Raw genomic sequence first — 25,099 nt, 5'->3', positions numbered from 1 at the left:
TTCACCCCTCCCGGCCGGCGGCCGGCCGTGCGCGACACCTTGACGCGTCTTTCTCTTGAGGTTTAACTCACGTCCTAAATTAAGCCATGAGGGGCTTCGGGGCGCGAACGGGGTGTCGCTTCCCCGAGCCGCCCTAGGACTTCCCGCTTCCCGGAAAGGGACCAGGAGCCATGCGCAGCATCCGAGCCGCGGCCGTAGGCGCCGTCACCATGTCACTCGCTCTCGCCGCCACGGCCTGCGGAGGGGGCTCCTCCTCGGGCGGCGGGTCCAACGACGCGCCGAAGGAACTCACCTACTGGGCCTCCAACCAGGGCGCCAGCATCGAGGTCGACAAGAAGGTCCTCCAGCCCGAGCTCGACAAGTTCGAGAAGAAGACCGGCATCAAGGTCAAGCTCGAGGTCGTCCCCTGGTCCGACCTGCTCAACCGCATCCTCACCGCCACCACCTCCGGCCAGGGCCCCGACGTCCTCAACATCGGCAACACCTGGAGCGCCTCGCTCCAGGCCACCGGCGCGCTGATGCCCTGGGACGCGAAGAACTTCGACAAGATCGGCGGCAAGGACCGCTTCGTCGACTCCGCGCTCGGCTCCACCGGCGTCAAGGACCAGGACCCGGCGGCCGTCCCCCTGTACTCGATGGCGTACGCGCTCTACTACAACAAGCAGATGTTCGCCGACGCCGGCGTCACCAAGCCGCCGGCCACCTGGGACGAGCTGGTCGCCACCGGCAAGAAGATCTCCAAGGACGGCAAGTGGGGCCTCGGCGCCGAGGGCTCCAACCTGTCCAACAACATCCACCAGGTCTTCGTCCTCGGCAAGCAGCACGGCGCCGACTTCTTCACCCCCGACGGCAAGCCCGACTTCACGTCCGACGGCGTGGTCGCCGCCGTCAAGCAGTACGTCGACCTGATGGCCAAGGACAAGATCGTCGCCCCCGGCAACGCCGAGTACGCGCAGAACCAGTCCCTGAGCGACTTCGCCAAGGGCAAGACCGCGATGGTCCTCTGGCAGACCGCCTCCGCCACCTTCAAGACCATGGGCATGAAGGACGACGAGTGGGGCGTCGCCCCCGCACCCGTCCCCTCCGGCACCCCCGGCGCCGGCCAGGCCACCAACTCCATGGTCGCCGGCATCAACATGGCCGTCTTCAAGAACACCGACAACGTCGACGGCGCCACCGAGTTCGTGAAGTTCATGACCAGCGACGACGAGCAGAAGATCCTCAACAAGGCCTACGGCTCCATCCCGCCGGTCAAGGCCGCCCAGTCCGACCCCGCCTTCAACACCCAGGGCACCACCGTCCTGCGCGAGACGCTGGCCTCCAGCGCCGCCGCCCTGCCCCAGGTGCCCGACGAGTCGCAGTTCGAGACCGCCGTCGGTACGGCCGTCAAGGAGCTGTTCGCCGACGCGGCGGCCGGCCGGGCGGTGACGGACGAGTCGGTGAAGGCCGCCCTCGCCAAGGCCCAGCAGCAGATGCCGACCAAGTGAGCACGTCCCAGTGAGCACCCCCACCGACACCCCACGGACACGGACCTCGCCATGACCACCACGACCGCCTCGGCGCAGCCCGGCGAGCGGACGGTCGGCAAGAGCTCCCCCGGTGCGGCGCGCGGACCCCGCCGCCGCACCGGGCGGATCCGCCGCATCGGACTGCCGTACCTGCTGCTCCTGCCGGCCCTCCTCCTCGAACTCCTCGTCCACCTGGTGCCGATGGTCATCGGCATCGTGATGAGCTTCAAGACGCTCACGCAGTTCTACATCCGCGACTGGACCACCGCCCCCTGGACCGCCCTCGACAACTACCGCATGTCGGTGGACTTCGACGCCCCCGTCGGCGAGGCGCTGCTCCACTCCTTCCTGGTCACCTGCGCCTTCACGATCCTGTCCGTCGCCCTGTGCTGGTTCCTCGGCACCGCCGCGGCGATCGCCATGCAGGACGCCTTCCGCGGACGCGGCCTGCTGCGCGCCGTCTTCCTCGTCCCGTACGCCCTGCCCGTCTACACCGCGGTCATCACGTGGGCGTTCATGTTCCAGCACGACAACGGCCTGGTGAACCACGTCCTGCACGACCAGCTCGGCCTCACCGACGAGCCGTCCTTCTGGCTGATCGGCGACAACAGCTTCATCGCCCTGCTCGTCGTGTCGGTGTGGAAGGGCTGGCCGTTCGCCTTCCTCATCGTCATGGCCGGCCTGCAGAACATCCCCAGGGAGCTCTACGAGGCCGCCTCCCTGGACGGCGCCGGGGTCTGGCAGCAGATCCGCCGCATCACCCTGCCGTCCCTGCGCCCCGTCAACCAGGTGCTCGTGCTGGTGCTGTTCCTGTGGACGTTCAACGACTTCAACACGCCCTACGTGCTGTTCGGCAAGTCCGCACCGGAGGCCGCCGACCTGATCTCCATCCACATCTACCAGTCGTCGTTCGTCACCTGGAACTTCGGCACCGGCTCCGCCATGTCGGTCCTGCTGCTGCTGTTCCTGCTGCTCGTGACCGGCGTGTACCTGTTCCTGACATCACGTGGACGGAGGTCCGCCCGTGCCTAGGTCCCCCATGGCGATGCCGCGCTCCTTCCTGTGGACGCGCCGCGTCTTCCTCACCCTGCTCACCGGCTTCGTGCTGCTGCCGGTGTACGTCATGGTCTCCAGCTCGCTGAAGCCGCTCGAGGACGTCTCCAGCCAGTTCCACTGGGTGCCGAGCAGCCTGACCGTCCGCCCCTACGTCGACATCTGGTCGACGGTCCCGCTGGCGAAGTACTTCGTCAACTCCCTCGTCGTGGCGGGCGCGGCCACCGTCTGCTCCGTCGTCATCGCCGTCTTCGCCGCCTACGCGGTCAGCCGCTACGAGTTCCGCGGCAAGCGGATCTTCTCGGTGACGGTCCTGTCGACGCAGATGTTCCCCGGCATCCTCTTCCTCCTGCCGCTGTTCCTCATCTACGTCAACATCGGCAACGCCACCGGCATCGCCCTGTTCGGCTCCCGCGGCGGCCTGATCCTCACCTATCTGACCTTCTCCCTGCCCTTCTCCATCTGGATGCTGATCGGCTACTTCGACTCCGTCCCGCGCGACCTGGACGAGGCCGCCCTCGTGGACGGCTGCGGCCCCCTCAAGGCGCTCATCCGGGTCGTCGTCCCGGCCGCCGTCCCCGGCATCGTCGCGGTCGCCGTCTACGCCTTCATGACCGCCTGGGGCGAAGTGCTGTTCGCGTCGGTGATGACCAACGACACCACCCGCACCCTCGCCGTCGGCCTCCAGGGATACGCCACGCAGAACGACGTGTACTGGAACCAGATCATGGCCGCCTCGCTGGTGGTGAGCGTCCCCGTCGTCGCCGGTTTCCTGCTCCTCCAGCGCTACCTGGTGGCCGGCCTGACGGCGGGCGCAGTCAAGTGACCCCGGCCACCGAACGTTCCGAAACCGAGAGGACCCCCGTGAGCATCGACCTCGCCGCACTCCCGCACGACTTCCTGTGGGGCACGGCCACATCGGCGTACCAGATCGAGGGAGCCGTGGCCGAGGACGGCCGTTCACCGTCGATCTGGGACACCTTCTCCCACACCCCCGGGAAGATCGACAACAACGACCACGGCGACGTCGCCTGCGACCACTACCACCGCTGGCGCGAGGACATCGACCTGATGCGCCGCCTCGGCACCAACGCCTACCGCCTGTCGGTCGCCTGGCCGCGCGTCGTCCCCGGCGGCGACGGCCCCGTCAACGCCAAGGGCCTCGCCTTCTACGACCGGCTGATCGACGCCCTGCTGGAGGCGGGCATCACGCCCTCCGTGACCCTCTACCACTGGGACCTGCCGCAGGTCCTCCAGGACCGCGACGCCGGCTGGCAGTCACGCGCCACGGCCGAGCACTTCGCGTCCTACGCCTCCGTCGTCGCCGAACGCCTCGGCGACCGCGTCAAGCACTGGGCCACCCTCAACGAACCCCTGTGCTCCGCCTGGATCGGCCACCTGGACGGCGTCATGGCCCCCGGCCTCACCGACCTCACGGCGGCCGTCCGCGCCTCCTACCACCTGCTCCTCGGCCACGGCCTGGCGATGCGGTCGATCCGCTCGGCCGCCCCGGACGCACAGGTGGGCATCGTCAACAACCTCTCCACCATCCACGCGGCCACCGACCGCGAGGAGGACCTGGCCGCGGCCCGCCGCATGGACGGCCACACCAACCGCTGGTGGCTCGACCCCGTCCACGGCCGGGGCTTCCCCGAGGACATGCGCGAGGTCTACGGCGTCGAACTCCCCGAACGCGACGGCGACCTGGACCTCATCGGCGCCCGCCTCGACTGGCTGGGCCTGAACTACTACTTCCCCCAGACCGTCGCCCACGACCCCACCGCCCCCGCCCCGCACGTCCGCACCGTCCGCCGCATCGGCGTCCCGCGCACCGGCATGGACTGGGAGGTCGACGCGAGCGGCATCGAGGACCTGCTGCTGCGCCTGACCGACGACTACGGCGCGCGCAAGCTGTACGTCACGGAGAACGGCTCGTCCTACCCCGACGTCGTCCGCCCCGACGGCACCGTCGACGACCCGGAACGCCAGGAGTACCTCACCGCGCACCTGGCCGCGTGCGCCTCCGCCGCCCGCAAGGGCGCCCCGCTGGCCGGCTACTTCGCCTGGTCGCTCCTGGACAACTTCGAGTGGGCGTACGGCTACGACAAGCGCTTCGGCCTGGTCCACGTCGACTACGAGACCCAGGTGCGCACCATCAAGGGCAGCGGACACCACTACGCCGACATCATCGGCCGCGCGCGCGGGAGGGAGCGCAAGGCCGCCTGAGACCCCGTGGCGGGCGCGCACGGGGGAGCCCGCGCCCACCACGGCCTGGAACAGGAGGGACAACCGCCGCGCGTCAGGCGCCCTTGCGCGCCACTCCGCCGTAGATGCCGATCGGCGGGGCGCCGGGGCGCCGCACCTCCTCGGGGCGCCAGTCGGTGACCCGGACCAGCCCCGGCTCGACCATCGCGAAGTCGCCGAACAGATCGAGGACGGCGGCGTGCGACCGCAGGTTGAGGGACGCGGTGGCGTTCTGGTAGACGGCCGCGGCGTCCTCGCGCCGGTCCTCGTGGACGTCACCCGTCGCGTGCGACAGCACCAGATAGGACCCGGCCGGCAGCGCGTCGCGCAGCGTCGCGACGATGCCCGCCGGGTCCTCCGCGTCGGCGACGAAGTGCACGACGGCCACCAGCAGCAGCGCCACCGGCTGATCGAAGTCGATGACCGCGCGCACCTCGGGATGGCCGAGGATCGCCCGCGGGTCACGCAGGTCGGCCAGGACGACGGCGGTGTCCGGATCGTCCGACAGCGCCCGCGAGTGCGTGGCGACGATGGGATCGTTGTCGACGTAGGCGACCCGGGTCTCCGGGGCGACGGCCCGCGCGACCTGGTGCACGTTGGGCTCGGTGGGCAGACCGGTACCCACGTCGAGTATCTGGCGGACGCCGCCCTCGGCCACCACGTGCCGCACCGCGCGGTGCATGAAGTGCCGGTTGGCGAGGACGCCCTCGCGCACCTCCGGCGCCGCCTTCATGAACTGCTCGGCGGCCCGCTGGTCGACCTCGTAGTTGTCCTTCCCGCCGAGGAAGTAGTCGTACATGCGGGCGGGATGGGGCCTGCTCGTGTCGATCAGGTCGGCGTGGGCGGCGCCCTCACCACTGCTCAGGGAGGTCATGCGGCCTGACTCCGTCCTCAACTCGTGTGCCACGCACGGCACATGCGTGGCACATGCGCGGTGAGCACCTGCGTGAGTGCCTGTCGGAACGTCATCTTGGCACGAGAACGAGCCGCGGCGGACCCCGCCCGTGCCGCACCGGCCCCCCGCCCGTGCCGCACCTGCCGGCGACCCCCTGCCACCACGGCGGGACCCGCGTCGGATACGGCTAGGGTGACGCCTTGACGGTGCCGTTACGCGTACGGAGGAGTGTCCTGTGACCGCCGATGTCCCCAGACCCATCATCGACACGAGCAAGCCACACCCCGCCCGGGTGTACGACTGGCTGCTGGGCGGCAAGGACAACTACCCCGTCGACCAGCAGGTCGGCGAGACCCTCCCGGCGGAGGCGCGGGGCAACGCCGCCCGCAACCGCGCGTTCATGCACCGCGCGGCGGCCTGGCTGGCGAGGAACGGCGTCGGCCAGTTCCTGGACATCGGCACCGGCATCCCCACCGAACCCAACCTCCACCAGATCGTGCAGAGGATCAGGCCGGACGCCCAGATCGTCTACGCGGACAACGACCCGATCGTCCTCAGGCACGCCGAAGCGCTCCTCACCAGCACCCCGGACGGCGCCACGCACTTCCTCCTCGCGGACGTACGACAGCCCGAGACGATCCTCGAACGAGCCCGCGAGGCACTGGACTTCGACCGCCCGATCGCCCTCTCCCTGATCGCGCTCCTGCACTTCCTGCCCGACGACGAGGACCCGTACGGCATCGTGCGCACGCTCGTGAAGGCTCTCCCCTCCGGCAGCTACCTGCTCCTCACGCACGGCACCGCCGACCAGCACCCGGAGCTGAAGCAGGAGACCGAGGCCGCGTACAAGAAGGGCGCCATCCCGCTGCGGATGCGCACCCGCAGCGAGGTCGAACCCTTCTTCACCGGCCTCGAACTCGTCGCCCCCGGCCTGGTGTTCGCCACCGAGTGGTACCGGGAGGAACCGGCACCGGTCCAGGAACGCAGTGGCTTCTACGTGGGCGTGGCACGGGTCCCCTGACCAGGCACGGGCCCCACGAAGGTGCGGCCCGCGCCCACCGGGCCGCCTTGACGTGAGCGGGAACCGGCCGATACTTGTGCGCAGCATGGGTCGGTCGGTGTCCGTGGTCGGCGCGAGGCGGGACAGATGAAGAAGAGACTGTGTGCCACAGCCGCCGCCCTCGGCGTCCTCACCACCCTGACGGCACTGCCGCCGGCGGCCGAGGCGGCGTCTTCGCACACTCGGCACATACTTCCGCTGGGGCCGGCCGGCCTCCCCGAGACCCGCACCACGACGACCCTCCAGCCGGGCGTCACCCTCACCCGCATCGTGCGCGGGAACGCCACCGACCCGTCCCTGCACTGGACGGTGGAGGCCTCCATCCCCGGCGGCGACACCTCACCGGACCCCGACGCACCACCGACCGCCCTGAAGGACGAGGCGAGCGCCGACGAACTGGCCGCGGCGCTCACCGGCGACGGCTTCGCGGCCCGAGTCGAGCGGGTGACGACGGAGCGGACAGCCGACTACACGGGCGGCACCCTGGGCTGGCGCGTCCGCATCGGCACCTTCACCTCCCAGTCCGCGGCGGCGACGGAACGCACCCGCCTCCTGTCGGCCGGATACACCGGATCAGCCGTCTTCACCGGCTGGGACGGCGAGGCGACGGACCGCGGCCCCTGGCACATCGACGTCCTCACCATCGACCCCCGCACCTTCCGCGGCGCCCTGGACGCCTCGTACGGCCCGGACCTGGAGAACCGCGAGACCACGAGCGGGCTGTCGGAGGCGGCGGGCGCGACGGCGGCGGTCAACGCGGGCTTCTTCGTCCTCGACCCGAAGGCAGGCGCACCCGGCGACCCCGCCGGAGTGGGCGTCTACGACGGCCGCCTGCTCAGCGAACCGGTGAACGGCCGCCCGGCCCTCGTCCTCCACGACAACGGCAGGGCGACGGCCATCGCCCGCTACACGTGGCAGGGACGGATCAAAGCCCACGGCACCGCACTCGCCCTGGACGGCATCAACCGCGTCCCCGGCCTGATCAGAAACTGCGGCGGCGGCGAGGGCGACCGGCCGACACCCCTCCCGCTGCACGACGTGACCTGCACGAACCCGGACGAACTCGTCGCCTTCACCCCCGAGTACGGACAGCAGACCCCGTCCGGCGAGGGCGCGGAGGCGGTACTGGACGCCCACGACCGGGTCGTGGAGCTGCGCACCCCGAGGGGCGGCCCGCTCCCGCAGGGCGGCAGCGCGATCCAGGCGACGGGCGACCGAGTCGCGGACCTGACGCCGCTGGCCCTCCCGGGCACGCGCGTGAGCCTGACGACGACGCTGCTGGACGAGCGGGGCAGGAGGGTCTCCCCGTCCCCCGGCACGGACATCGTCAACGCCGGCCCCGAACTGGTCCGCGACGGACGGCTCCACGTCACCCCCGCCACCGACGGCATGGTGCACCCGGGCGACCCGAGCTGGTACTACGGCTGGGTGCACAAACGCAACCCGCGCACGCTGGCCGGGGTGGACGCGGCCGGCCGCACGGTCCTGATCACGGCCGACGGCCGCAGCACCGAGGCATTGGGCCTGAGCATCGTGGAGAGCGCCAGGCTCGCCAAGGCCCTCGGCCTGCGCGACGCGGTCAACCTGGACGGCGGCGGCTCGACGACGATGGTGACGAACGGCAAGGTGATCAACGCCCCGTCCGACGCCACGGGCGAACGTCCCGTGGGCGACGCGGTGTTGATCGGGCCCCGCGGCCATTGACCCGACCTCGCGGAGACTGACCCGGTTCCGCAGCCACCGACCCCGCACAGCACGCACTCACCACCCACGCAGCGACGATGCGCACCGCAAGGGAGCCGCCGTGCACACGATCACCGCCCCGTCCCTCAGATCCCGCGTCCTGCTCGTCCTGGCCGCCGTACTCGCCCTGCTGCTGCCGACGGCACCGGGGGCACTGGCAACACACCGCGCCCCCTCCCCGCACGGTGCGGAGGTCGTCGGAGTCACCCAGGTCGCCGACCGTCAGGTCGACCTGTCGGTCCGCTCCACCGCCCTGGGCGGCCGCACGGTCAAGGTCCGCCTCCTGACACCGGACGGCTGGAACCCGGACGCCGGCCGCCGCCAGCACTGGCCCACCCTGTGGCTCCTGCACGGCTGCTGCGGCGACTACACGTCGTGGACCCGGATGACGGACGTCGCGGAGACCGAGGCCCTCCGCGACGTCCTCGTCGTGATGCCGGAGGCCGGCTGGAACGGCTGGTACAGCGACTGGTGGAACCACGGCCAGGGCGGCGACCCCGCGTGGGAGACCTTCCACACCGTCGAACTGCGCCACCTCCTGGAGCACGACTGGGGCGCCGGCGCCAACCGCGTCGTCGCCGGCCTGTCGATGGGCGGTCAGGGCGCCCTCCTCTACGCCGCCCGCCACCCCGGCATGTTCAAGGCGACGGCCGCGTACTCGGGCTCCGCCCACCCGCTCCTCAACGCCGAGTCGGTCGACCGCATCATGGGCTTCTTCGCCGGCCAGGGCAACGACCCGTTCCGCGTCTGGGGCGACCCGGTGGCCCAACGCCGCATCTGGGAGGCCCACGACCCGTACCACCTGGCGAAACGGCTCCGCTCCATCCCGGTCTACCTGTCCTGCGGCGACGGCACGACCGGCCCCCTGGACACCCCGGGCGCGACAAGCGCCCTGGAGGCCGACTTCAACCGCCAGAACCAGGCACTGGCGGGCGAGCTGCGGAGGGTGGGCGCAAGGCACCTGACGACCAACTTCTACGGGCCGGGGACGCACGGGTGGGCGTACTGGGAGCGGGAGCTGCATGCTTCGCTGCCGATGCTGTTGGGGGCGCTGGGGGTGGGTGACTGAGAGCCGGCCGTGACCGAGGAGGAGGAACGACAGGCCTGATCGGGATGCCGTGCCTCGGCCACGGCCTCGGCCACATCCTCGGCCACGGCCTCGGCCTCCTCCAGAGTCCTCCGCAGCCACTTGGCGCAGCTGGCCGTCGAACGCCGAGATGAACACGGCCGCTCACTCTGCCACGTCGCTAGGGTGACCACGGTGTGCCGGAGCACCGACGGGAGCCGAACGCCGCGTAGACGCACGCAAGAAGGAAGACGGACGTGAACGAGTCGAAGGACCGGGCCGGCAAGCCTCGCAGGACGCAGTCCCGCGTCCGGGGCATGATGCTGGGCCTGGCCATCGGTGAAACGGTGGGAGCGGCTCGGGGCGCGCTCCCCGCGAGCGGACCGCTGCGGGCCGGCGTCGGCACACAGCTGGCCTGCTTCACCGCGGAGGGCATCATCCGGGCCATGGTGCGGATGAGCCACAAGGGGATCTGCCACCCGCCCTCGGTGGTTCTGCACGCCTACTGCAGGTGGGCGGCCCTCCAGGGCATCGAGGTCGAACGAATGCGCCGCCGCTGGGCCTCCGTCAAGGACGAAAGCGCGTGGCCGGACGGCTGGCTCGCGGAGGTGCCCGCGCTCGCCGAACGGCGCGGCAGCGCACCGGCGACGGTCGCGGCCCTGTCCCGGATCGAGGGCACCGACGTCCCGACGCCCACCACCAGCCGGGGCTGCCATGCGCTGACCCGGTCGCTCCCTCTGGCGGCCGTCGACGTCGAGTTGGCCCGACAGGCCGGCGACTTCGCCGCCCTCACCCACGGGGACCCGGCCGCGCAGTCCGCCACGGCCCAGGCAGCCGTGCTGGCCCACCACTGCCTCACCAGCACCGCGCCGGCCGCGGACCCCGGGAGCGGCTCCGACCGCGCCGTACGGAGGGCGATGGACGCGGGTCTCGCCACGCTCTCGACTCTGCGCGAACACGCGTCCGGCGAGGAGCACGAACGCCTGGTGACCGCATACCGACTGGGCGTCGACCAGCCGGCACACACCCCCACGCTCGCCCACCTCGCCCCGTACCCGACGGCCCCCTCGGCCCTCCTCGGCGCCCTCTACACGGCATCCTCGTTCCCCGGCCGTACCCAGCTCAGGACCGCGCTGCACTTCGCGGCGCAGGCCCCGGACGGCGCTTCCGTGGCCTGCGTGACCGGCGCACTGCTGGGCGCGGTCCATGGCTACGAGGCCCTGCCCGTCGACCTGGTGAGCCGCCACGAACTGTCCTGGGTGCTCGACACCCTGGCCCGCGACTTGCTGAGCGAGCTGAACGACTCACCGAGCGGCAGCGAGTATGTGGGCGGCTGGGACCCGTACTGGTGGGGCCGCTATCCGGGGTGGTGAGGGACGCCCCCTCGAGCAATTGACGCAGCGCCAGCGCGACCAGAAGCCGAATCCGAACCGAACCCCACCGGGCGCATAATCACCGGGGTGTCGAGGCTCTCCCGGTACCGCGGAATGAAGACCACGAGGTCGAAAAAGCCATCGGATTCGCGCCCGTCGTCCGGGTGACGCAGTGACCTGCGGTCCAGACGGTGTTGTCGCCTTCGGCGGCTCTCGAGGCGCCGCTGCAACCGTGCTCCTTGCCGGCGTCCTGTGCGAAGGGCACCTCGGGCACGTCGGCCGCCGTCGTCGACGCACTTGTCCTCTGCACGAGGAGGAGCCACGAAGCCTCTGCCGCCAAGCGCGAGTTGGGGCTCCCCGTGAACATCCTGCATGTGGTACGAACGGGCTGACCGTCGCCTTCTGCGCCAAGTCGCCGCCGAGGGCTTGGAGGCCTTGGACGCGGCCACCCCCACAGCACCGGTGTACCCAGACGGGCTGTCCCCGGCCGGCGCTATGCAGAACCCGGGTCGCGCAGTTTGATGGGCGTCCGGTCACGCCTCCCGTCCAGCACCGTGTGATCGACGGCCGGCCGGGTCCGAGGCGTGGCCGCGGTGAGCCTGATCACGCCTCGGTCGCTCAGCGCGGTCAGCCATTCGCCCGGTCTGGGCCGTGTGCCACGTTCGCCCGCGGCCTGCGCGAAGAGCCTGCGGACGCTTTCGCTCTGGCGCTCGTTGAGGCATCCGCTGACGATGTCCAGGTCCTGCCCCGGTGCGACGTACGGCTGCTGGGCGACGATGCGCCCCGCCACGAGAGCCGTCTTCTAGGCGTCCGTGTCAACCGTCGCCTCGATGGAGGGCGCCAACGGGTCGTTCCAGTCCGGGGTACCGGCCTGGGCCTGCACCGCCGTGCGTCCGACCTGCCGGAATCCGTCACAGTCCAGGAAGTGCACCGCAGGCCCCGGCGAGAGGGACCACAGGACGTTGGCCTGCGAGATGTCGCCTATGACGAGTCCCGCGTCGTGGAACCAGGCGATGGCCTCCACACAGGCCAGGGCGAGTGCCCTGCGCTGCTGTGCAGTCGGCTGCGCCACCTCCTGCCAGGCCGCCCGCGGAGCCCGGATCGCATACTGCAGCTCGAGGAGCTTCGACGCCCCGGTCGAGGTACGCCACGTCATGTGGGAGGGAGCCCTACGTAGATCAGTGGGGTAAGGGGGAGTCCATTGAGCGGCGACGGCAGGCAGCGCGTCACCATCGACCTGACCGGAGGGCGGGGCGCCGCCGGGGGCGAAGGGCCGAGGCCGAGCGAGTCGCGGTCCCGGACCGTGGACCTCACCCGTCGGACGCCCCGTGCCGAGATCAGCGGGCGGGGCGTCCTGCAGATGAATCTGAACTGGTCGGTCGCGTCCGAGGCCGATCTCGACCTGGGCTGCATGGTCCTCACGCGCGACGGAGCCGGCGCAGCGGTTCAGCCCCTCGGCGCACAGTTCGGCGATCTCGATGCCTGGCCCTACGTCAGCCTCGACCGTGACGACCGGACCGGGGAGTCCTCCGACGGTGAGACCCTGCGCATCAGCCTCGAACACCGGAGGGAGTTCACCAAGCTCCTCGTCTACGTGTACATCTACGAGGGCGCGGCCGACTTCCGCAGCCTCAAAGGTGTCGTCACTGTCACCGCGCCCAGCGGTACTTGGCGCATCCACCTGGACGACTCCCCGTCCGGAGCCACCTCCTGTGCGATCGCCCTACTGACCCCCGGACCGCGCGCAACGCTCGACCTGCGGCGCGAGGTCCGCTGGTTCACCGCGGAGCCGTTGCTGTCGAACCAACAGCTCATGGATGCCGCCTACGGCTTCGGCTTCGCGTGGGTGCCGGGCACCAAGCCGCCGTTGTAGCCGGCCCGGCAGGTTTCTGACGACGCACGCTACGCGGACTTCCCGCCCCGGGCAGCGACCGTCCAGCAGCGCGTCGAAAGCCTGGTGATCACGGCGTCAGCCCGCCCGCGGCGAGCCGGTCGCTGACGTCGTCCGTCAGCCCCTTGCCCAGGGTTCCGGCCCGGTCGAGAAGCGCCTCGAAGTCCGTGAGCCGGCGGAAGGTTTCCGCGTATGTCGCCTGGTCCTCCAGCGGGAGCTGGAGGACCTGCAGACGGCGGATGTCGACCCGCGACGAGCTGGAGGCGTGTGTGCCTGCCTGACGGCCGTTGGCAGGAGCGCGCAGGCAGCCGGCGAGGAAGTGCGCGTCCATCTTCTCCGGGTCCACCCGCAGGGCGTAGAGCTGAGGACCCAGCGCCGTCGGAGGTCCCTGGTGGACCCACGCCCGGAAGGCGCGCACGACCCCGGCGACCACCACGTCCCCCTCCTCGACGACCGCGTGGGCCGTGTGCGCCGGGACGAGTCCGCCGGGCGTGCCGTCCATGAGCAGGTCGGCGACGCTGAGCAGTGGTACCTCGGTGTCCCCGGGGGACGGCCGGCTCTCGACGGGCTGCTGCCCGGGGCGCAGTGTCAAGGCGCCGGCCTTCACGAGGTCACCGACCGTGGCCGTGGTCTGCGGTGCGTCCGCCTCGAAGGCGAGCTCGGACAACTGCTGCACGTGACCGGTGAGGCCGGCGAGCAGCGAGCCCAGTTCCTTCCACGAGGCGGCGAGTTCCATGCCGGTCGTCTCGGCGCGGGATGCGGTGTACCGCCCCGGAGTGACGTCGACCTCGTCGTCCAGGAGATCGAGCAGGGGGACGCGGACCGCGTTCTCGGGGGGAACGACCTCAGGCTGATCCATGCCGGCGAGCGCGGCGAGGACGAAGGCACTGAGCGCCTCCCAGTCGGGGCCCGGTTCGCGCGTGCCCGGCCTCGCGAAGGCGGTGGCGTCCACGAGCAGAGCGTCCTGGGTGGGGGCAGGAGCCGACGAACCGTCCGGTGCCGCCCTCAGTACCCACAGTTGCAGTGACACGCTGTGCGGTTGAGCACTGCCGGGCGGCAGGGCCACCACCGCTTTCAGCGCTCCCGTGCGCAGCAGTGAACCCCGGATGCGGCGCCCGGCCTTGCGTGAGGCGACGGCGGGCGGCAGGACGACGACCGCGCATCCGCCGGGCTTGAGGTGCGAGAGCAGGTGTTGCACCCAGGCGAGTTCCGGCTCGGTCCGCGGCGGCAGGCCGTGCGCCCAGCGCTGGTCGGTGGCGAGTTCCTCATATCCCCAGTCCCGCTCGTTGAACGGCGGATTGCACAACGCGATGTCGGCCGGGGTGCCCGTGAACGGGTCCTCGCGCAGTGCATCGGCCGTGAGGATCTCCGCGCGTACGTCCGTGCCCTCCGTGACGAAGCCGAGGCGGGCCGTGGCCAGCGCGGCGAGGGCCGGATCCCGCTCACAGCCCAGCACGGCCAGTCCCGGGCCGTCGTACTCCTGGAACGCCGCGGCCGCCAGGTGGCCGGTGCCGCAGGCGGGGTCGAAGACGGTCAGCCCGTCCGCCGGAGCGCCGATGCGAGCGGCGAGGGCGATCCGGGTCATCAGGCCGGCGAGCGGCGCAGGAGTGGTGCTGAGCTGCCGGACATGCGTCTCGAGCCAGCGCTGCAGCAGGAACTCGAAGGTCTCGCGCGGTCCTTCGGCACGGCCCAGTGCCGCGGCCTCGCCGACGAGCTGGCGCACTTCGGCGGAGAGGTCGGGGGAGGAGGTGCGGGTCCTCGGGTGGCGCATCCGTCGGGCGGCCTCGGCGATCGCCAGCCCCGACTCGTCCCGGCTGCCGAGCGCCTCGAAACGGGGCCACAGGAACTCGCGGCCACCGATGTCCTTCAGTTTGCCGTTCTCCCGCAGCCACCGCTCGACCTCCGCGAGCGAGAACTGCGGACTGACGTCCGTGCCGCCGATCCGGGACGGGAAGGAATCATGGCGGCGACGCCAGTTGCTCACCGCGGCGCGGCCGACGCCTGCGATCCGGGCGATCTCGGCCAGGCTGACGGGTACGGCACTAGGTGTACTCATCGATGGTCTCCGAGGTGCTTGGCCTGCTGGGCTGGTCGGCATCCCAGCGCCCGTGTGAGTCGCCAGGGTACTACCCTCATTGACTTTGTTCACAGTACAAAGGTCCTGATGTGCGGTGTGGGAAATGTGGAGGGCGGACGGAATGCGGAAATTTGCTCCGGGATTGGTGCTACGTGACCGCTATCGGTTGAAGTCGGTCCTCGGCAAGGGCGTCATGGGGCAGGTGTGGGACGCCTGCGACCTGTACCTCGAGCGGACCGTCGCGGTGAAGACCGTGGCCGCGGACCTCCTGGCCGTGTCCCAGAGCAGGGCCGCGGCCCTCGCCCGCTTCGAGCGCGAGGCGCGGGCCGCGGCCCGCCTCGACCACGGCAACGTCACGACGGTCTTCGACGCCTCCCTGACGGACGACACCTGCTGCCTCGTCATGGAACTGATCGACGGCACCACCCTGGAGTACCTCCTCGACCAGCAGCCCGGTGCGCGGTTCGACGTGCCCTCGGCCGCTGCCGTGACCGCCCAGCTGTGCGCCGGGCTCTCGGCCGCCCACGCCGCGGGGCTCGTCCACCGGGACCTGAAGACGCAGAACATCATGGTCCGGCGCGACGGAGTGGTGAAGATCCTGGACTTCGGGCTGGTGAAGCTCCTGAGCGACGTGGATCCGCGCCTGACGATGACCGGCGAGGGCGTCGGCAACATCGCCTGCGCCTCACCCGAGCTGCTCTCCGGCCGGGACCCGCTGGACGGACGCAGTGACCTCTACGCGCTGGGTTGCTTGCTGCACCACATGCTCACCGGCAGCACACTCTTCGCCACCGACCAGCCGGCCCTCCTCGCCTCCCGTCACATCGGCACGGCACCGCCGCTCATCGCCGACTCGGGCGTCGACGTCCCGCGTGGCCTCCAGGACCTGGTGTCGGCGCTGCTCGCCAAGCGCCCGGAAGACCGGCCGGCCTCCGCCACCGAGGTCTACGCGGCTCTCGCGCCGTACCTGCCGGCGCCCGACCCCGGTCTCGCCCTGCGCCCCGGGCTGCCCGAGGACCCGCGCAGGCCGTTCCTCGTACCGCAAGGGCCGAGGCCCGTGTGAACAGTGAGAGGATGATCCGAGCGACCGGGGGCGGCGCGCCGCTCGCGGTCGTGCGGAGGTGGCAGGCGCCGCGGGCGCCGGGACTGGCTGGAGACGGGCGCGATGCGGCGAAGCCTGGGACCGTACGAGCTCACGCACGAGCTGGGCCGGGGCGGCATGGGAGTCGTCTGGGCGGCGTACGACCGGACCGAGGACCGTCAGGTGGCGGTCAAGCTCCTCGCGGTAGGCGCTCGGGCCGGGAGTCCCAGCACGCTGGAGCGGCGCTTCCTGCGGGAAGCGAGCCTGACCCGCCGGCTCGAGCATCCGGGCATTCCAGCGGTGTACGACCACGGCAGTCACGACGGCGAACTGTTCCTGGTGATGGATCTGGTCCCCGGCCGGACCCTCGGCGCCGTACTCGAGAGCGACGGTCCCCTGGCCATCGGGCGCGCCGCGGACGTGGCGCGCCGTACGGCCGATGTCCTCGTCTACGCCCACGGCCAAGGCGTCATGCACCGGGATCTGAAGCCCGCCAACCTCATGATCACCCCCGATGGTGAGCTCAAGGTCCTGGACTTCGGGGTCGCGGCCGCATTGGAGCCCCATCCCGGCGAGACCCGCTTCACCGCCGCCAACGCCACTCCCGGCACGGTCGTCTACATGGCTCCCGAGCAGGCCGTCGGCCAGGCGGAGCCGGCCAGCGACCTCTACTCACTGGGCTGCGTCCTGTACGAACTGCTCGCCGGCACGCCGCCGTTCACGGACGCCAGCCCCTTCATGCTCTACCACCGGCACGCCCACGACCCCGTGCCGCCGATCACCGACCGTCGGCCCGACATCCCTGCCGGACTGCGCCGGCTGGTGGAGGCCTTGCTGGAGAAGAATCCGCGGGACCGTCCTGTCTCGGCGGCGGAGGTGGTCGCGGCGCTCGCCACCTGGGCGCCGGCGCCCTCGATGCCTCCGGCGCGACCTGCGGTTCCTCTGGCGCCGCCCACCGTGCCGCACCCGCGTCTTGCAGAGGTGGCGGCCCTGCGTCGTTCGGGCAGTCCGGCCCGCGCCCTGGAGGAGTACGGGGCGCTCATGGCCGTCCCGGACCTGGAGCGGGCCGATCTGCTCGCCGCCCGGGTGGGCGCCTCCCTGTGTGTGGCGGCGCTCGGCGGCACCCGGGAGGCACTGGACGACCTGAAGTCGGTCCTCGCCGAGCAGCGCAGCCTCCTCGGACCGGACGACCCGGCCGTGCTGGACACCCGCTACGAGATCGCCGTGCTGCTGGTGCGCACGGGGGAGCGGTACGCCGCCACCGAACTGCTGCGCCGCCTGGTCGGCGACGAGGACCGCGTACTGCGAGCGGAGGACGACCGTCACGGGCGCGCGAGGGCGCTGCTGGAGCGGCTGCGCCGCATGTCCTGAGCCGTCGGTCCGACCGTGCTTTTGTAAGCTCTGTTCACAGATTGTGTCTCGTGTTAACCTGCGGTCGAACCGATCCGGTGGGGAGGCAGGACACTGTCTACGGAACGGCCGCAGAGACACCGAGGGGAACAGCGCCCATGACGCCAGCAGCTCAGCGCGAGACCGAGCGCACGGGGGCCGGACAGCTCCCTGAGGAGGGCAACCTCGTCGAGGTGCGCGGCCAGTCCTGGGTGGTTGCCCGCGTCGAGCCCTCCCCGGCCCGGGACGGCGACGACGAGCGCAGGCCCGCCACCCTCGTCCACCTCCAGTCCGTAGCCGACGGCCGCTTCGGCGACACCCTCTCCGTCATCTGGGAGGTCGAGCCCGGCCGCCGGGTCCTGCCCGCCGGCTCCCTTCCCGACGCCTCCGCCGGCGCCTACGACTCCCCGAACCGCCTCGCCGCGTTCCTCGACGCCGTCCGATGGTCCGCCGTCGCCTCCGCCGACGCCAAGACCCTCCAGGCCCCGTTCCGCTCCGGCGTCGCCGTCGAGCCGTACCAGCTTGAGCCGGTCTCCCGCGCCGTCGGCGCACCCCGCGTCAACCTTCTCCTCGCCGACGACGTCGGCCTCGGCAAGACCATCGAGGCCGGGCTCGTCGTCCAGGAACTGATGCTGCGCGGCCGGGCCCGCCGCACCATGGTCGTCTGCCCGGCAGGCCTCACCCTCAAGTGGCGCGACGAGATGGCCGAGAAGTTCGGCCTGGAGTTCACCATCGTCGACTCCGAGCACTGCGCCCGTCTGCGGCGCACCCACGGCACCGCGGCCAACCCCTTCCGCGTCCACCCGCTCACCATCGTCTCCCTGCCCTGGCTCCGCGGCCAGAAGGCCCAGCGCCTCCTCGACGAGGTCATCGGCGCCCCCGGAGACAGCAGCGACGGCGACCACAAGCGCTTCTTCGACCTCCTCGTCCTCGACGAGGCACACCACGTCGCACCCGCCGCGCCGAAGCAGGTGTACGCGGTCGACTCCCAGCAGACCAAGCTGATCCGCCGCCTCGTTCCGCACTTCGAGCACCGCCTCTTCCTCTCCGCCACCCCGCACAACGGCTACCCCGAGTCGTACACCGCCCTCCTCGAACTCATCGACGACCAGCGCTTCGCACGTGGCGTCGACCCCGACAAGGAGGCGCTCAAGGACACGGTCGTTCGACGGCTGAAGTCCACGGTCACGAACGCCGACGGCACGCCCCGCTTCCGTACCCGCGTAACGCGCGAGCTGCCCGTGGACTACACGCAGCAGGAGCGCGCGATCCACGAACTCCTCGGCTCGTTCGCGGAGCTGCGCCGCAAGAAGCTCACCCCCAAGGCCCGGGGCGGCCGCCGCGCCGCCGACCTCGTGACCCTGCTGCTCAAGAAGCGCCTCTTCTCCTCCCCGGCCGCCTTCCTTCACACCGTCCAGGTCTACCTCTCGCACCTGGACGACACCGCTCCAGCGCGCGGACGCTCGGCAGCCGCCGAAGTCCCCGAGTGGCTGGAGGAGTTCACCGACCTGGTCGCCGACCTCGACGACACGGGCCTCGTCGACGCCGAGGACGACGCGCTGACCCGCTCCACCTCGCTCACTCCGGCGGAGGACGGCCAGGAACTGGACCTGCTCCAGGAGATGGAACGCTGGGCGCTGACCCACGAGGCCGCGCCCGACTCCAAGGCCGAGACCCTGATCGCGGAGCTGAAGGCGATCTGCCGCCCCGACGGCAAGAAGTGGACCAACGAGCGGGTCGTCGTCTTCACCGAGTACCGCGACACCCAGGAATGGCTGTACGACCTTCTCCAGCAGGAGGAGCTCACCGACGGCGGCCGAGTGGAGCGCCTGCACGGCGGTCTGTCCACCGAGGAGCGCGAACGCATCCGCCTCGGCTTCCAGACCGAGCCGTCCCGCCCCGAGGGGAAGGTCAGGATCCTCCTCGCCACCGACGCCGCCGGTGAGGGCATCGACCTCCAGAACCACTGCCACCGCCTGATCAACTACGACATCCCCTTCAACCCCAACAAGCTCGAACAGCGCATCGGCCGCATCGACCGATGGGGCCAGAAGCAGGACCCCGAGATCTCCCATTTCATCGGTTCCGGCTGGCAGCAGGCGCAGGCCGGCTCCTACGAGGCCGACCTGGAGTTCCTCTCCAGGGTCGCCAAGAAGGTCGCGCGCATGGAGCACGACCTCGGCTCGGTCAACGCCGTCCTCGCCGACGCCGTACAGCGCCGTATGACCGGAGACACCGGCCCCGTCGACATCGAGAACGCCAGGCCCAAGCCGATCAAGGGCCGCCGCACGGGCGGCGAGGTGGCCCCCGAACAGAACGTCACCGCGCAGACCAAGCGTCTCGCCGACCAGTACGACGAGACGGTGACCGCACTCGGCCTCACGCCGGCCAATGTCCGGCGCGTGGTCGAGACCGCCCTCGCCCTGGACCATCAGCCGCCGCTGCTGCCGTCCACGTTCCGTGCGGAGGAGTTCGAGCCGGGTGACCTGTTCGACGTGCAGCCGTTGTCCGGCAGTTGGGAGCGGGCGACCCGCGGCCTCGCCCACAAGCTTCGCGAGGGCGAGCAGCGCCCGCTCACCTTCTCCCCGGCGGTCTCCGCACAGGGCAGGGACGACGTGGTCCTGGCCCACCTCAAGCACCCGCTCGTCGCCCTTTCGACACGCCTGCTCACGGCAGCCGTCTGGAACGCAGACTCGGTCGGCCTGAGCCGTGTCACCGCCGTCGTCTCCGACGACCCGGCCGTCACCACGACCCTCGTCTCGGCGTACGCCCGTTACGTCCTCGTCGGCACCGACGGCACCCGCCTGCACGAGGAAGTCCTTTACGCGGGCGGCTGGTTCGGCGACACGGGCCGCTTCCGCCGCTGGGAGTCGGTCGGCGAACAGGGCCGAGTCCTGTCCCAGGCCCTCACCGACGGCACCGAGGCTGCACCACATCTGCGCAAGGAGCTGACGGAGGCCTGGCCGAGGCTGCGAGACCCGCTCTACCGCTCCCTCGAAGCCCGTTCCACGGAACTCGGCCGCCAGTTGGAGAGCCGCCTGGCGGACCGCAGGACGGAAGAGGAGCGCCGCATCACCGCCACCCTCGACCGCTTCGAGGCCACCCTGCGGGCGAAGCTCAAGGAGGAGGGCGACGAGGAGGGCGAACAGCTCGCCCTGCTCACCACCCACGAACTGACCGGCCACGAACGCCGCCAGTTCGAGGACGACCGTCGCCGCTGGCAGGAACGCCTCGAAGGCCTCCCCGCCGAACGCGAACGCGAACTCGCCGCCATCGCCGCGCGCTACCGCGAGCCCCGCTCCCACCTCTTCCCCGCCGCCGTCGTGTTCGTCATCCCCGCAAAGGAAGCCCGCCGATGAGCCCCCGCCGCCCCATGAGCCGTGGAGTAGCCGCCGCCAAGGCCCAGGCCGCCGACGGCCGCCGGCAGCACCAGGAGTGGCTCGACCTCACCGAGGTCTCGGGACCCTTCCTGACCATGCCGGTCCTGCTGCGCGCCTGGCCCCAGCTGGACACCCTGGAGAAGGACGAACGCGCCCGCCTGCGCGCCCACCACGCCGACTGGCAGACCGACACCGTCGCCGGACGCGACGCCTGGGTGGTGTACGTCCTGCGCCGCCTGCTGGGCTGGGACGACGCGCTGACCTTCCGGGAGGGAGAGTCCGAGCACCACGGCCTGGACCGCCTCACCCTGCGCGTGGCCGAGCACAACACGGAGGTCCGCCCGGACTTCGCGCTGGTGGAACCGGGCGCCGACCTTGCCGACGAGCCGGACGTGGACTCCGCCGCCAAGCGCGTACGGCTGCTGGGCGTCACCGTCCCGGCGGGCACCGCGCCCACCGCGCGTGCGGGCGGTGGCGGCGACTGGGCGGCGGCTCCCGCCGACCGCCTGGCCCGCCTCCTGCGCCACCACGGGGTCCCGCTCGGCCTGGTCACCGACGGCCGTTGGTGGTGCCTGGTCTGGGCCCCGCTGGGCGGCGTGACGACGACGGCCGTCTTCGACACCATCGGCTGGAACGAGGCGGCGGAGCGCAACGTCGTCCGCGCGTTCGCCTCATTGCTGAGCCGTCGCCGCTTCTTCGAGTACGACGAGCCCGAGACCCTGGTCGGCCTGCTCAAGGCCAGCCTCGCGGCGGGCGAGGACGTCACCGAGGCGCTGGGCGTGCAGGTCCGGCAGGCGGTGGAACTCCTCGTGGACGCCATAGGACGGGCGGACGTACGGGCCATCGACAACGGCGCCCCGGGCCTCCACGCCTCGGGCGTCGGCGCGGGCGAGGTCTACCGGGGCGCGGTGGGCGTCATGATGCGCATCGTCTTCCTCCTCTTCGCGGAGGAGCGGGGCCTGCTGCCGGCCGACAACGAGGTGTACGCGCGTTCGTACTCGGCCCGCTTCCTGCGCGACGAGCTGAAGGCACGGGCGGACGAGGAGGGCGAAACCTCTCTGGAGCACACCACTTCGGCGTGGCACCGCCTGATCGCCCTGTTCCACGCGGTGCACGGGGGAGTGGACCACCCCGGCTCGGGCTTCCGCCTCCCGGCGTACGACGGTTCGATCTTCGACCCCGACAAGTACCCCTGGCTGGAGCGCACCACCCCACTGCTCCCCATCGACGACCGCACGGTCCTGCACATGCTCCAGGCGGTGCAGGAGGTCCGTGTCGGCAAGGGCAAGGACCGCGAAGTCCGCACGCTGAGCTTCCGCGCGCTGGACGTCGAGCAGATCGGCTACGTGTACGAGGGCCTGCTGTCCTTCGACGGCCGCCGGGCGACCGAGCACATGGTCGGCCTCATCGGCCCGGAGGGCCTGGAACACGAGGTCCCGCTGCGGGAGCTGGAGTCCCTGGCGGCGAAGGCGGGCGGCTCGCTGAAGACCCTGGCGAAGTCGATCCACGAGAAGTGGAAGGACCCCAAGCCCCCGGCGACGGCGGGCCAGCTGGAGAAGAGGCTGGCCCCACTGGATACGGAGGCCGTGGCCGAGGCTCGCCGCCGCCTGAACGCGGTGACGAAGGACGCGGCGCTGACGGAACGGCTGCTCCCCTTCGTCGGCATCCTCCGCGACGACCTGCGCGGCCTGCCGACGGTCATCCCGAACGGCGCGCTGTACGTGACGGAGTCCTCTCTCCGGAAGAACACGGGCACGCACTACACGCCCCGCTTCCTGGCCGAGGAAGTCGTCCTGCACGCGCTGGAGCCCCTGGTCTACGAGCCGGGCCCGCTCCAGACGGCGGACACGGGGGAGTGGCGCCTGAAGCCGGCCGACCAGATCCTGGACCTGAAGGTCGCGGACATCGCGATGGGCTCGGCGGCATTCCTGGTGGCGGCGTGCCGATACCTGGCGGACCGGCTCATCGAGGCCTGGGAGTCCGAAGGCCGCGCGGACGCGATGGCCTACCGCGCGGGCCGGGCGGTCGACGCGCTGACGTCCGCCGACGCGGAACAGGACCCGGTGGTGGTCGAGGCCCGCCGCCGGATCATCGAACACTGCCTGTACGGGGTCGACATCAACCCCATGGCGGTGGAGATGGCCAAGCTCTCGCTGTGGCTGGTGTCGATGGACCCGGGCCGCCCGTTCACCTTCCTGGACGACAGGTTGGTGGCGGGGGACTCACTGCTGGGCGTGCACAGCATGGAGCAGATCCAGTCCGTTCACATGAAGCCGCAGGGGCAGAGCGACATCTTGGCCGAGCAGACGCGGGAGTTGGTGGACCAGCTCACACGTGAGCGCTTGGCGATCACCGCGATCAAGGGCGTCGACCTGCCGGCGCTCCAGCAGAAGCGGGAGCGTCTGGAGGAGGTCAACCGGCACTCGCGGCGGCTGCGGCTGGTGGGCGACTTGATCGCGGGGGCGGCGCTGGCTACTTGTGCTTCGGGGCGGGTGCCTTGGTACGAGGAAGACGGGGGTGAGCGCGTACGGGACCTGTTCCCTCGGGCTGCGTGGATCGTGCAGAAGGTCGTCGCGGATGGGGTCGAGGACGACTCGGACGTGGTGCGCGAGGCGCGGGTTACGGCGGAGGAATGGCTGGGGGCGGAGCTGCCGGAGGGGGCGCTGGAGCGGCGGCCGGTGCATTGGCCGTTGGTTTTTCCAGAAGTGTTCGCGCTGAGGGGAGGGTTCGACGCGGTTGTGGGGAACCCGCCATTCCTGGGCGGACAAAAACTTACGGGTGCGATGGGAGAAGCCTATCGGGAATATCTAGTAAGTCATACTGCGAACGATAAGCGTGGAAGTGCCGATCTTGTTGCCTACTTTGAATTGAGGGTGCATGACCTCCTGAATGATGGTGGGCAGACTGGTCTCATTGCCACTAATACTTTGGCTCAAGGGGATACACGGGAAGTTGGGTTGGATCAGATCGCTGCTCGCGGGGCAACAGTTCGTCGAGCAATTAAGAGTGCGCCCTGGCCGTCTTCCTCCGCAGTGCTGGAATATTGTGCTGTGTGGACCAGTGTCAGGACTGTAGCGCCAGAAGGCCTGCGTTACCTCGGAGGTGTGGTGGTAAGTGGGATCAGCACTTCGCTGACCCCAATTTCTCGCGTTCGTGGCTGGATCGAAGCCCTGAAGTGCAATGGGAGTATTTCCTTTCAGGGTGTCATCATTCTCGGAATGGGGTTCACTCTCAATGAAGACGAGGCGCAGTCGTGGATTCAAGAAGATCCTCGTTATGCTGATGTCCTGTTCCCGTACCTGAATGGACAGAATTGCAACAACAGCCCAACTCATTCTCCTGATCGATGGGTCATCAACTTTCATGACTGGTCGGAGGTTAAAGCTCGCGAGTACGCTAAGGCCTATGAGCGCGTGCTGAATGAGGTTAAGCCGGAGCGTGACGTCAATAAGTTCAGTAAGCGAGCCAAGGAACACTGGTGGCTCTATGAGCGCAGCAGGCAGGAACTCTACAGTCGCATCGGTGGGAAGGATTCATGCATCGTTCTGGCGCGAGTCAGTAAAGTGGTGATGCCGGTTATGGTGTCGACGCGACAAGTACTCACTCTTGACTTGATCGTGTTTGCGAGCGATGACCCAGTCCTGCTGGGATTCCTCAGTAGTTCTGTGCACTACTGGTGGGCGATCGACCGCGCCTCTACCATGAAGGGTGACCTTCGCTACACGCCGACTGATGTATTCGAAACCCTGGTCCGCCCGATTCCTACCGCTCGTCTCCGCGTTGCCGGGACTCGTCTTAATGCCTACCGTCGCGACCTGATGCTTGCGCGCAATATTGGCCTTACGGCTACTTACAACCTTGTGCACGACCCTGACTGTCAAGATGAAGACATCGTCGAACTCCGCCGTATCCATGAGGAGATCGACAAGGCGACTGTTGAGGCGTATGGCTGGCACGACCTCGTGGACGAATCGGGGCTGACGTTGTCTGCGGATCCGACCCACAAGGGGTTTCCCCTCGACCACGGCTTCCACGAGACCGATCAGGGCAGCCGCTACACCATCGGCCTACTGGCCCGGACTGAGATCATCGACCGCCTGCGCCAGTTGAACCACCAAGCGTATGCCGACGAGGTGCACCTCGGTCTGCACAAGGGAGTGACGGAGAAGAAGGCCAGGGAGAAGCACCCCGACCTGCCCCCGCCCTCTCCCGAGGCCGTCCGGAAGCGCAAGGAGCAGCTGGCCGCGCGAGGTGGGTCGGATTTCGGTGAGGGCGCCGAGGGTGCCCTCTTCTGAGTCGGCGGCATGACAACGGGCTGGTTCGCGTCACCTCAAGTGAC

The 25,099-nt window shown here is 70.2% G+C and carries 17 protein-coding genes; 13 read left to right on the top strand and 4 right to left on the bottom strand.

The window, feature by feature from the left end; all coding sequences use genetic code 11:
• The first annotated feature begins 170 nt into the window (after positions 1 to 170).
• The 4 genes from AB0E77_RS08905 to AB0E77_RS08890 are packed head-to-tail and all read left to right on the top strand — an operon-like array spanning position 171 to position 4,787.
• Positions 171 to 1,487, top strand: a complete 1,317-nt coding sequence (locus tag AB0E77_RS08905; RefSeq protein ID WP_361567646.1) for a sugar ABC transporter substrate-binding protein — start codon at positions 171 to 173, stop codon at positions 1,485 to 1,487.
• 51 nt (positions 1,488 to 1,538) lie between these two features.
• Positions 1,539 to 2,540 carry a sugar ABC transporter permease gene (locus AB0E77_RS08900; RefSeq protein WP_361567643.1) on the top strand — a complete coding sequence of 334 codons (1,002 nt, stop codon included), beginning with the start codon at positions 1,539 to 1,541 and terminating at the stop codon, positions 2,538 to 2,540.
• Between the two features lie 7 nt (positions 2,541 to 2,547).
• Complete coding sequence (locus tag AB0E77_RS08895) at positions 2,548 to 3,387, top strand: carbohydrate ABC transporter permease (protein ID WP_361568231.1); 840 nt, start codon at positions 2,548 to 2,550, stop codon at positions 3,385 to 3,387.
• Between the two features lie 38 nt (positions 3,388 to 3,425).
• Positions 3,426 to 4,787: a GH1 family beta-glucosidase gene (locus AB0E77_RS08890; protein ID WP_361567641.1), complete on the top strand. Its 1,362-nt coding sequence runs from the start codon at positions 3,426 to 3,428 to the stop codon at positions 4,785 to 4,787.
• 73 nt (positions 4,788 to 4,860) lie between these two features.
• Here AB0E77_RS08890 and AB0E77_RS08885 read toward each other — a convergent pair whose 3' ends face one another.
• A complete protein-coding gene (locus tag AB0E77_RS08885) occupies positions 4,861 to 5,679 on the bottom strand; it encodes an SAM-dependent methyltransferase (RefSeq protein WP_361567638.1) in 819 nt (272 codons plus the stop codon).
• Positions 5,680 to 5,935: 256 nt separating this feature from the next.
• Between AB0E77_RS08885 and AB0E77_RS08880 the strand changes: the two genes are divergently transcribed.
• From AB0E77_RS08880 to AB0E77_RS08865, 4 genes are all read left to right on the top strand, one after another.
• The gene (locus AB0E77_RS08880; protein WP_361567635.1) at positions 5,936 to 6,721 is read left to right on the top strand and encodes an SAM-dependent methyltransferase; all 786 of its coding nucleotides are present in this window, start codon (positions 5,936 to 5,938) and stop codon (positions 6,719 to 6,721) included.
• Between the two features lie 126 nt (positions 6,722 to 6,847).
• Positions 6,848 to 8,464, top strand: a complete 1,617-nt coding sequence (locus AB0E77_RS08875) for a phosphodiester glycosidase family protein (RefSeq protein WP_361567632.1) — start codon at positions 6,848 to 6,850, stop codon at positions 8,462 to 8,464.
• A gap of 109 nt (positions 8,465 to 8,573) precedes the next feature.
• Positions 8,574 to 9,572, top strand: coding sequence for an alpha/beta hydrolase family protein (locus AB0E77_RS08870; RefSeq protein WP_361568229.1), 999 nt, complete (start codon positions 8,574 to 8,576; stop codon positions 9,570 to 9,572).
• Positions 9,573 to 9,826: 254 nt separating this feature from the next.
• Positions 9,827 to 10,942 carry an ADP-ribosylglycohydrolase family protein gene (locus tag AB0E77_RS08865; protein ID WP_361567630.1) on the top strand — a complete coding sequence of 372 codons (1,116 nt, stop codon included), beginning with the start codon at positions 9,827 to 9,829 and terminating at the stop codon, positions 10,940 to 10,942.
• A 493-nt stretch (positions 10,943 to 11,435) separates the two neighbouring features.
• Here the strand turns inward: AB0E77_RS08865 and AB0E77_RS08860 are convergent, their stop codons facing one another.
• Both AB0E77_RS08860 and AB0E77_RS08855 read right to left on the bottom strand, forming a co-directional pair.
• Positions 11,436 to 11,732 carry a hypothetical protein gene (locus tag AB0E77_RS08860; protein WP_361567628.1) on the bottom strand — a complete coding sequence of 99 codons (297 nt, stop codon included), beginning with the start codon at positions 11,730 to 11,732 and terminating at the stop codon, positions 11,436 to 11,438.
• 12 nt (positions 11,733 to 11,744) lie between these two features.
• Positions 11,745 to 12,098 carry a hypothetical protein gene (locus AB0E77_RS08855; RefSeq protein WP_361567625.1) on the bottom strand — a complete coding sequence of 118 codons (354 nt, stop codon included), beginning with the start codon at positions 12,096 to 12,098 and terminating at the stop codon, positions 11,745 to 11,747.
• A gap of 45 nt (positions 12,099 to 12,143) precedes the next feature.
• On the opposite strand from AB0E77_RS08855, the gene AB0E77_RS08850 reads away from it, so the two are divergent.
• Positions 12,144 to 12,815: a tellurium resistance protein gene (locus AB0E77_RS08850; RefSeq protein ID WP_361567621.1), complete on the top strand. Its 672-nt coding sequence runs from the start codon at positions 12,144 to 12,146 to the stop codon at positions 12,813 to 12,815.
• Between the two features lie 88 nt (positions 12,816 to 12,903).
• On the opposite strand, the gene AB0E77_RS08845 is transcribed toward AB0E77_RS08850, so the two are convergent.
• Positions 12,904 to 14,889, bottom strand: a complete 1,986-nt coding sequence (locus AB0E77_RS08845; protein WP_361567619.1) for an N-6 DNA methylase — start codon at positions 14,887 to 14,889, stop codon at positions 12,904 to 12,906.
• A 166-nt stretch (positions 14,890 to 15,055) separates the two neighbouring features.
• On the opposite strand from AB0E77_RS08845, the gene AB0E77_RS08840 reads away from it, so the two are divergent.
• From AB0E77_RS08840 to AB0E77_RS08825, 4 genes are all read left to right on the top strand, one after another.
• Complete coding sequence (locus AB0E77_RS08840) at positions 15,056 to 15,973, top strand: serine/threonine-protein kinase (protein WP_361568226.1); 918 nt, start codon at positions 15,056 to 15,058, stop codon at positions 15,971 to 15,973.
• Between the two features lie 102 nt (positions 15,974 to 16,075).
• On the top strand, positions 16,076 to 17,362 hold the full coding sequence (locus tag AB0E77_RS08835) for a serine/threonine-protein kinase (protein WP_361567617.1): 1,287 nt from the start codon (positions 16,076 to 16,078) through the stop codon (positions 17,360 to 17,362).
• Positions 17,363 to 17,499: 137 nt separating this feature from the next.
• The gene (gene drmD, locus AB0E77_RS08830) at positions 17,500 to 20,739 is read left to right on the top strand and encodes a DISARM system SNF2-like helicase DrmD (RefSeq protein WP_361567614.1); all 3,240 of its coding nucleotides are present in this window, start codon (positions 17,500 to 17,502) and stop codon (positions 20,737 to 20,739) included.
• On the top strand, positions 20,736 to 25,055 hold the full coding sequence (locus tag AB0E77_RS08825; protein ID WP_361567611.1) for a DNA methyltransferase: 4,320 nt from the start codon (positions 20,736 to 20,738) through the stop codon (positions 25,053 to 25,055). The genes drmD and AB0E77_RS08825 overlap by 4 nt, the downstream gene beginning before the upstream one ends.
• The last annotated feature ends 44 nt before the right edge of the window (positions 25,056 to 25,099 follow it).

The organism is Streptomyces sp. NPDC032940 (genome assembly GCF_040636935.1).
Taxonomy (GTDB): domain Bacteria; phylum Actinomycetota; class Actinomycetes; order Streptomycetales; family Streptomycetaceae; genus Streptomyces.
The sequence above is the reverse complement of the archived record's forward strand: the minus strand, read 5'-3'. Positions and strand labels throughout refer to the sequence as shown.

Coding starts and splice junctions, on each gene's coding strand:
- drmD (WP_361567614.1), top strand. CDS start 17,500: ATGACGCCAGCAGCTCAGCGCGAGACCGAGCGCACGGGGGCCGGACAG.
- AB0E77_RS08900 (WP_361567643.1), top strand. CDS start 1,539: ATGACCACCACGACCGCCTCGGCGCAGCCCGGCGAGCGGACGGTCGGC.
- AB0E77_RS08875 (WP_361567632.1), top strand. CDS start 6,848: ATGAAGAAGAGACTGTGTGCCACAGCCGCCGCCCTCGGCGTCCTCACC.
- AB0E77_RS08885 (WP_361567638.1), bottom strand. CDS start 5,679: ATGACCTCCCTGAGCAGTGGTGAGGGCGCCGCCCACGCCGACCTGATC.
- AB0E77_RS08905 (WP_361567646.1), top strand. CDS start 171: ATGCGCAGCATCCGAGCCGCGGCCGTAGGCGCCGTCACCATGTCACTC.
- AB0E77_RS08825 (WP_361567611.1), top strand. CDS start 20,736: ATGAGCCCCCGCCGCCCCATGAGCCGTGGAGTAGCCGCCGCCAAGGCC.
- AB0E77_RS08835 (WP_361567617.1), top strand. CDS start 16,076: ATGCGGCGAAGCCTGGGACCGTACGAGCTCACGCACGAGCTGGGCCGG.
- AB0E77_RS08895 (WP_361568231.1), top strand. CDS start 2,548: ATGGCGATGCCGCGCTCCTTCCTGTGGACGCGCCGCGTCTTCCTCACC.
- AB0E77_RS08855 (WP_361567625.1), bottom strand. CDS start 12,098: ATGACGTGGCGTACCTCGACCGGGGCGTCGAAGCTCCTCGAGCTGCAG.
- AB0E77_RS08845 (WP_361567619.1), bottom strand. CDS start 14,889: ATGAGTACACCTAGTGCCGTACCCGTCAGCCTGGCCGAGATCGCCCGG.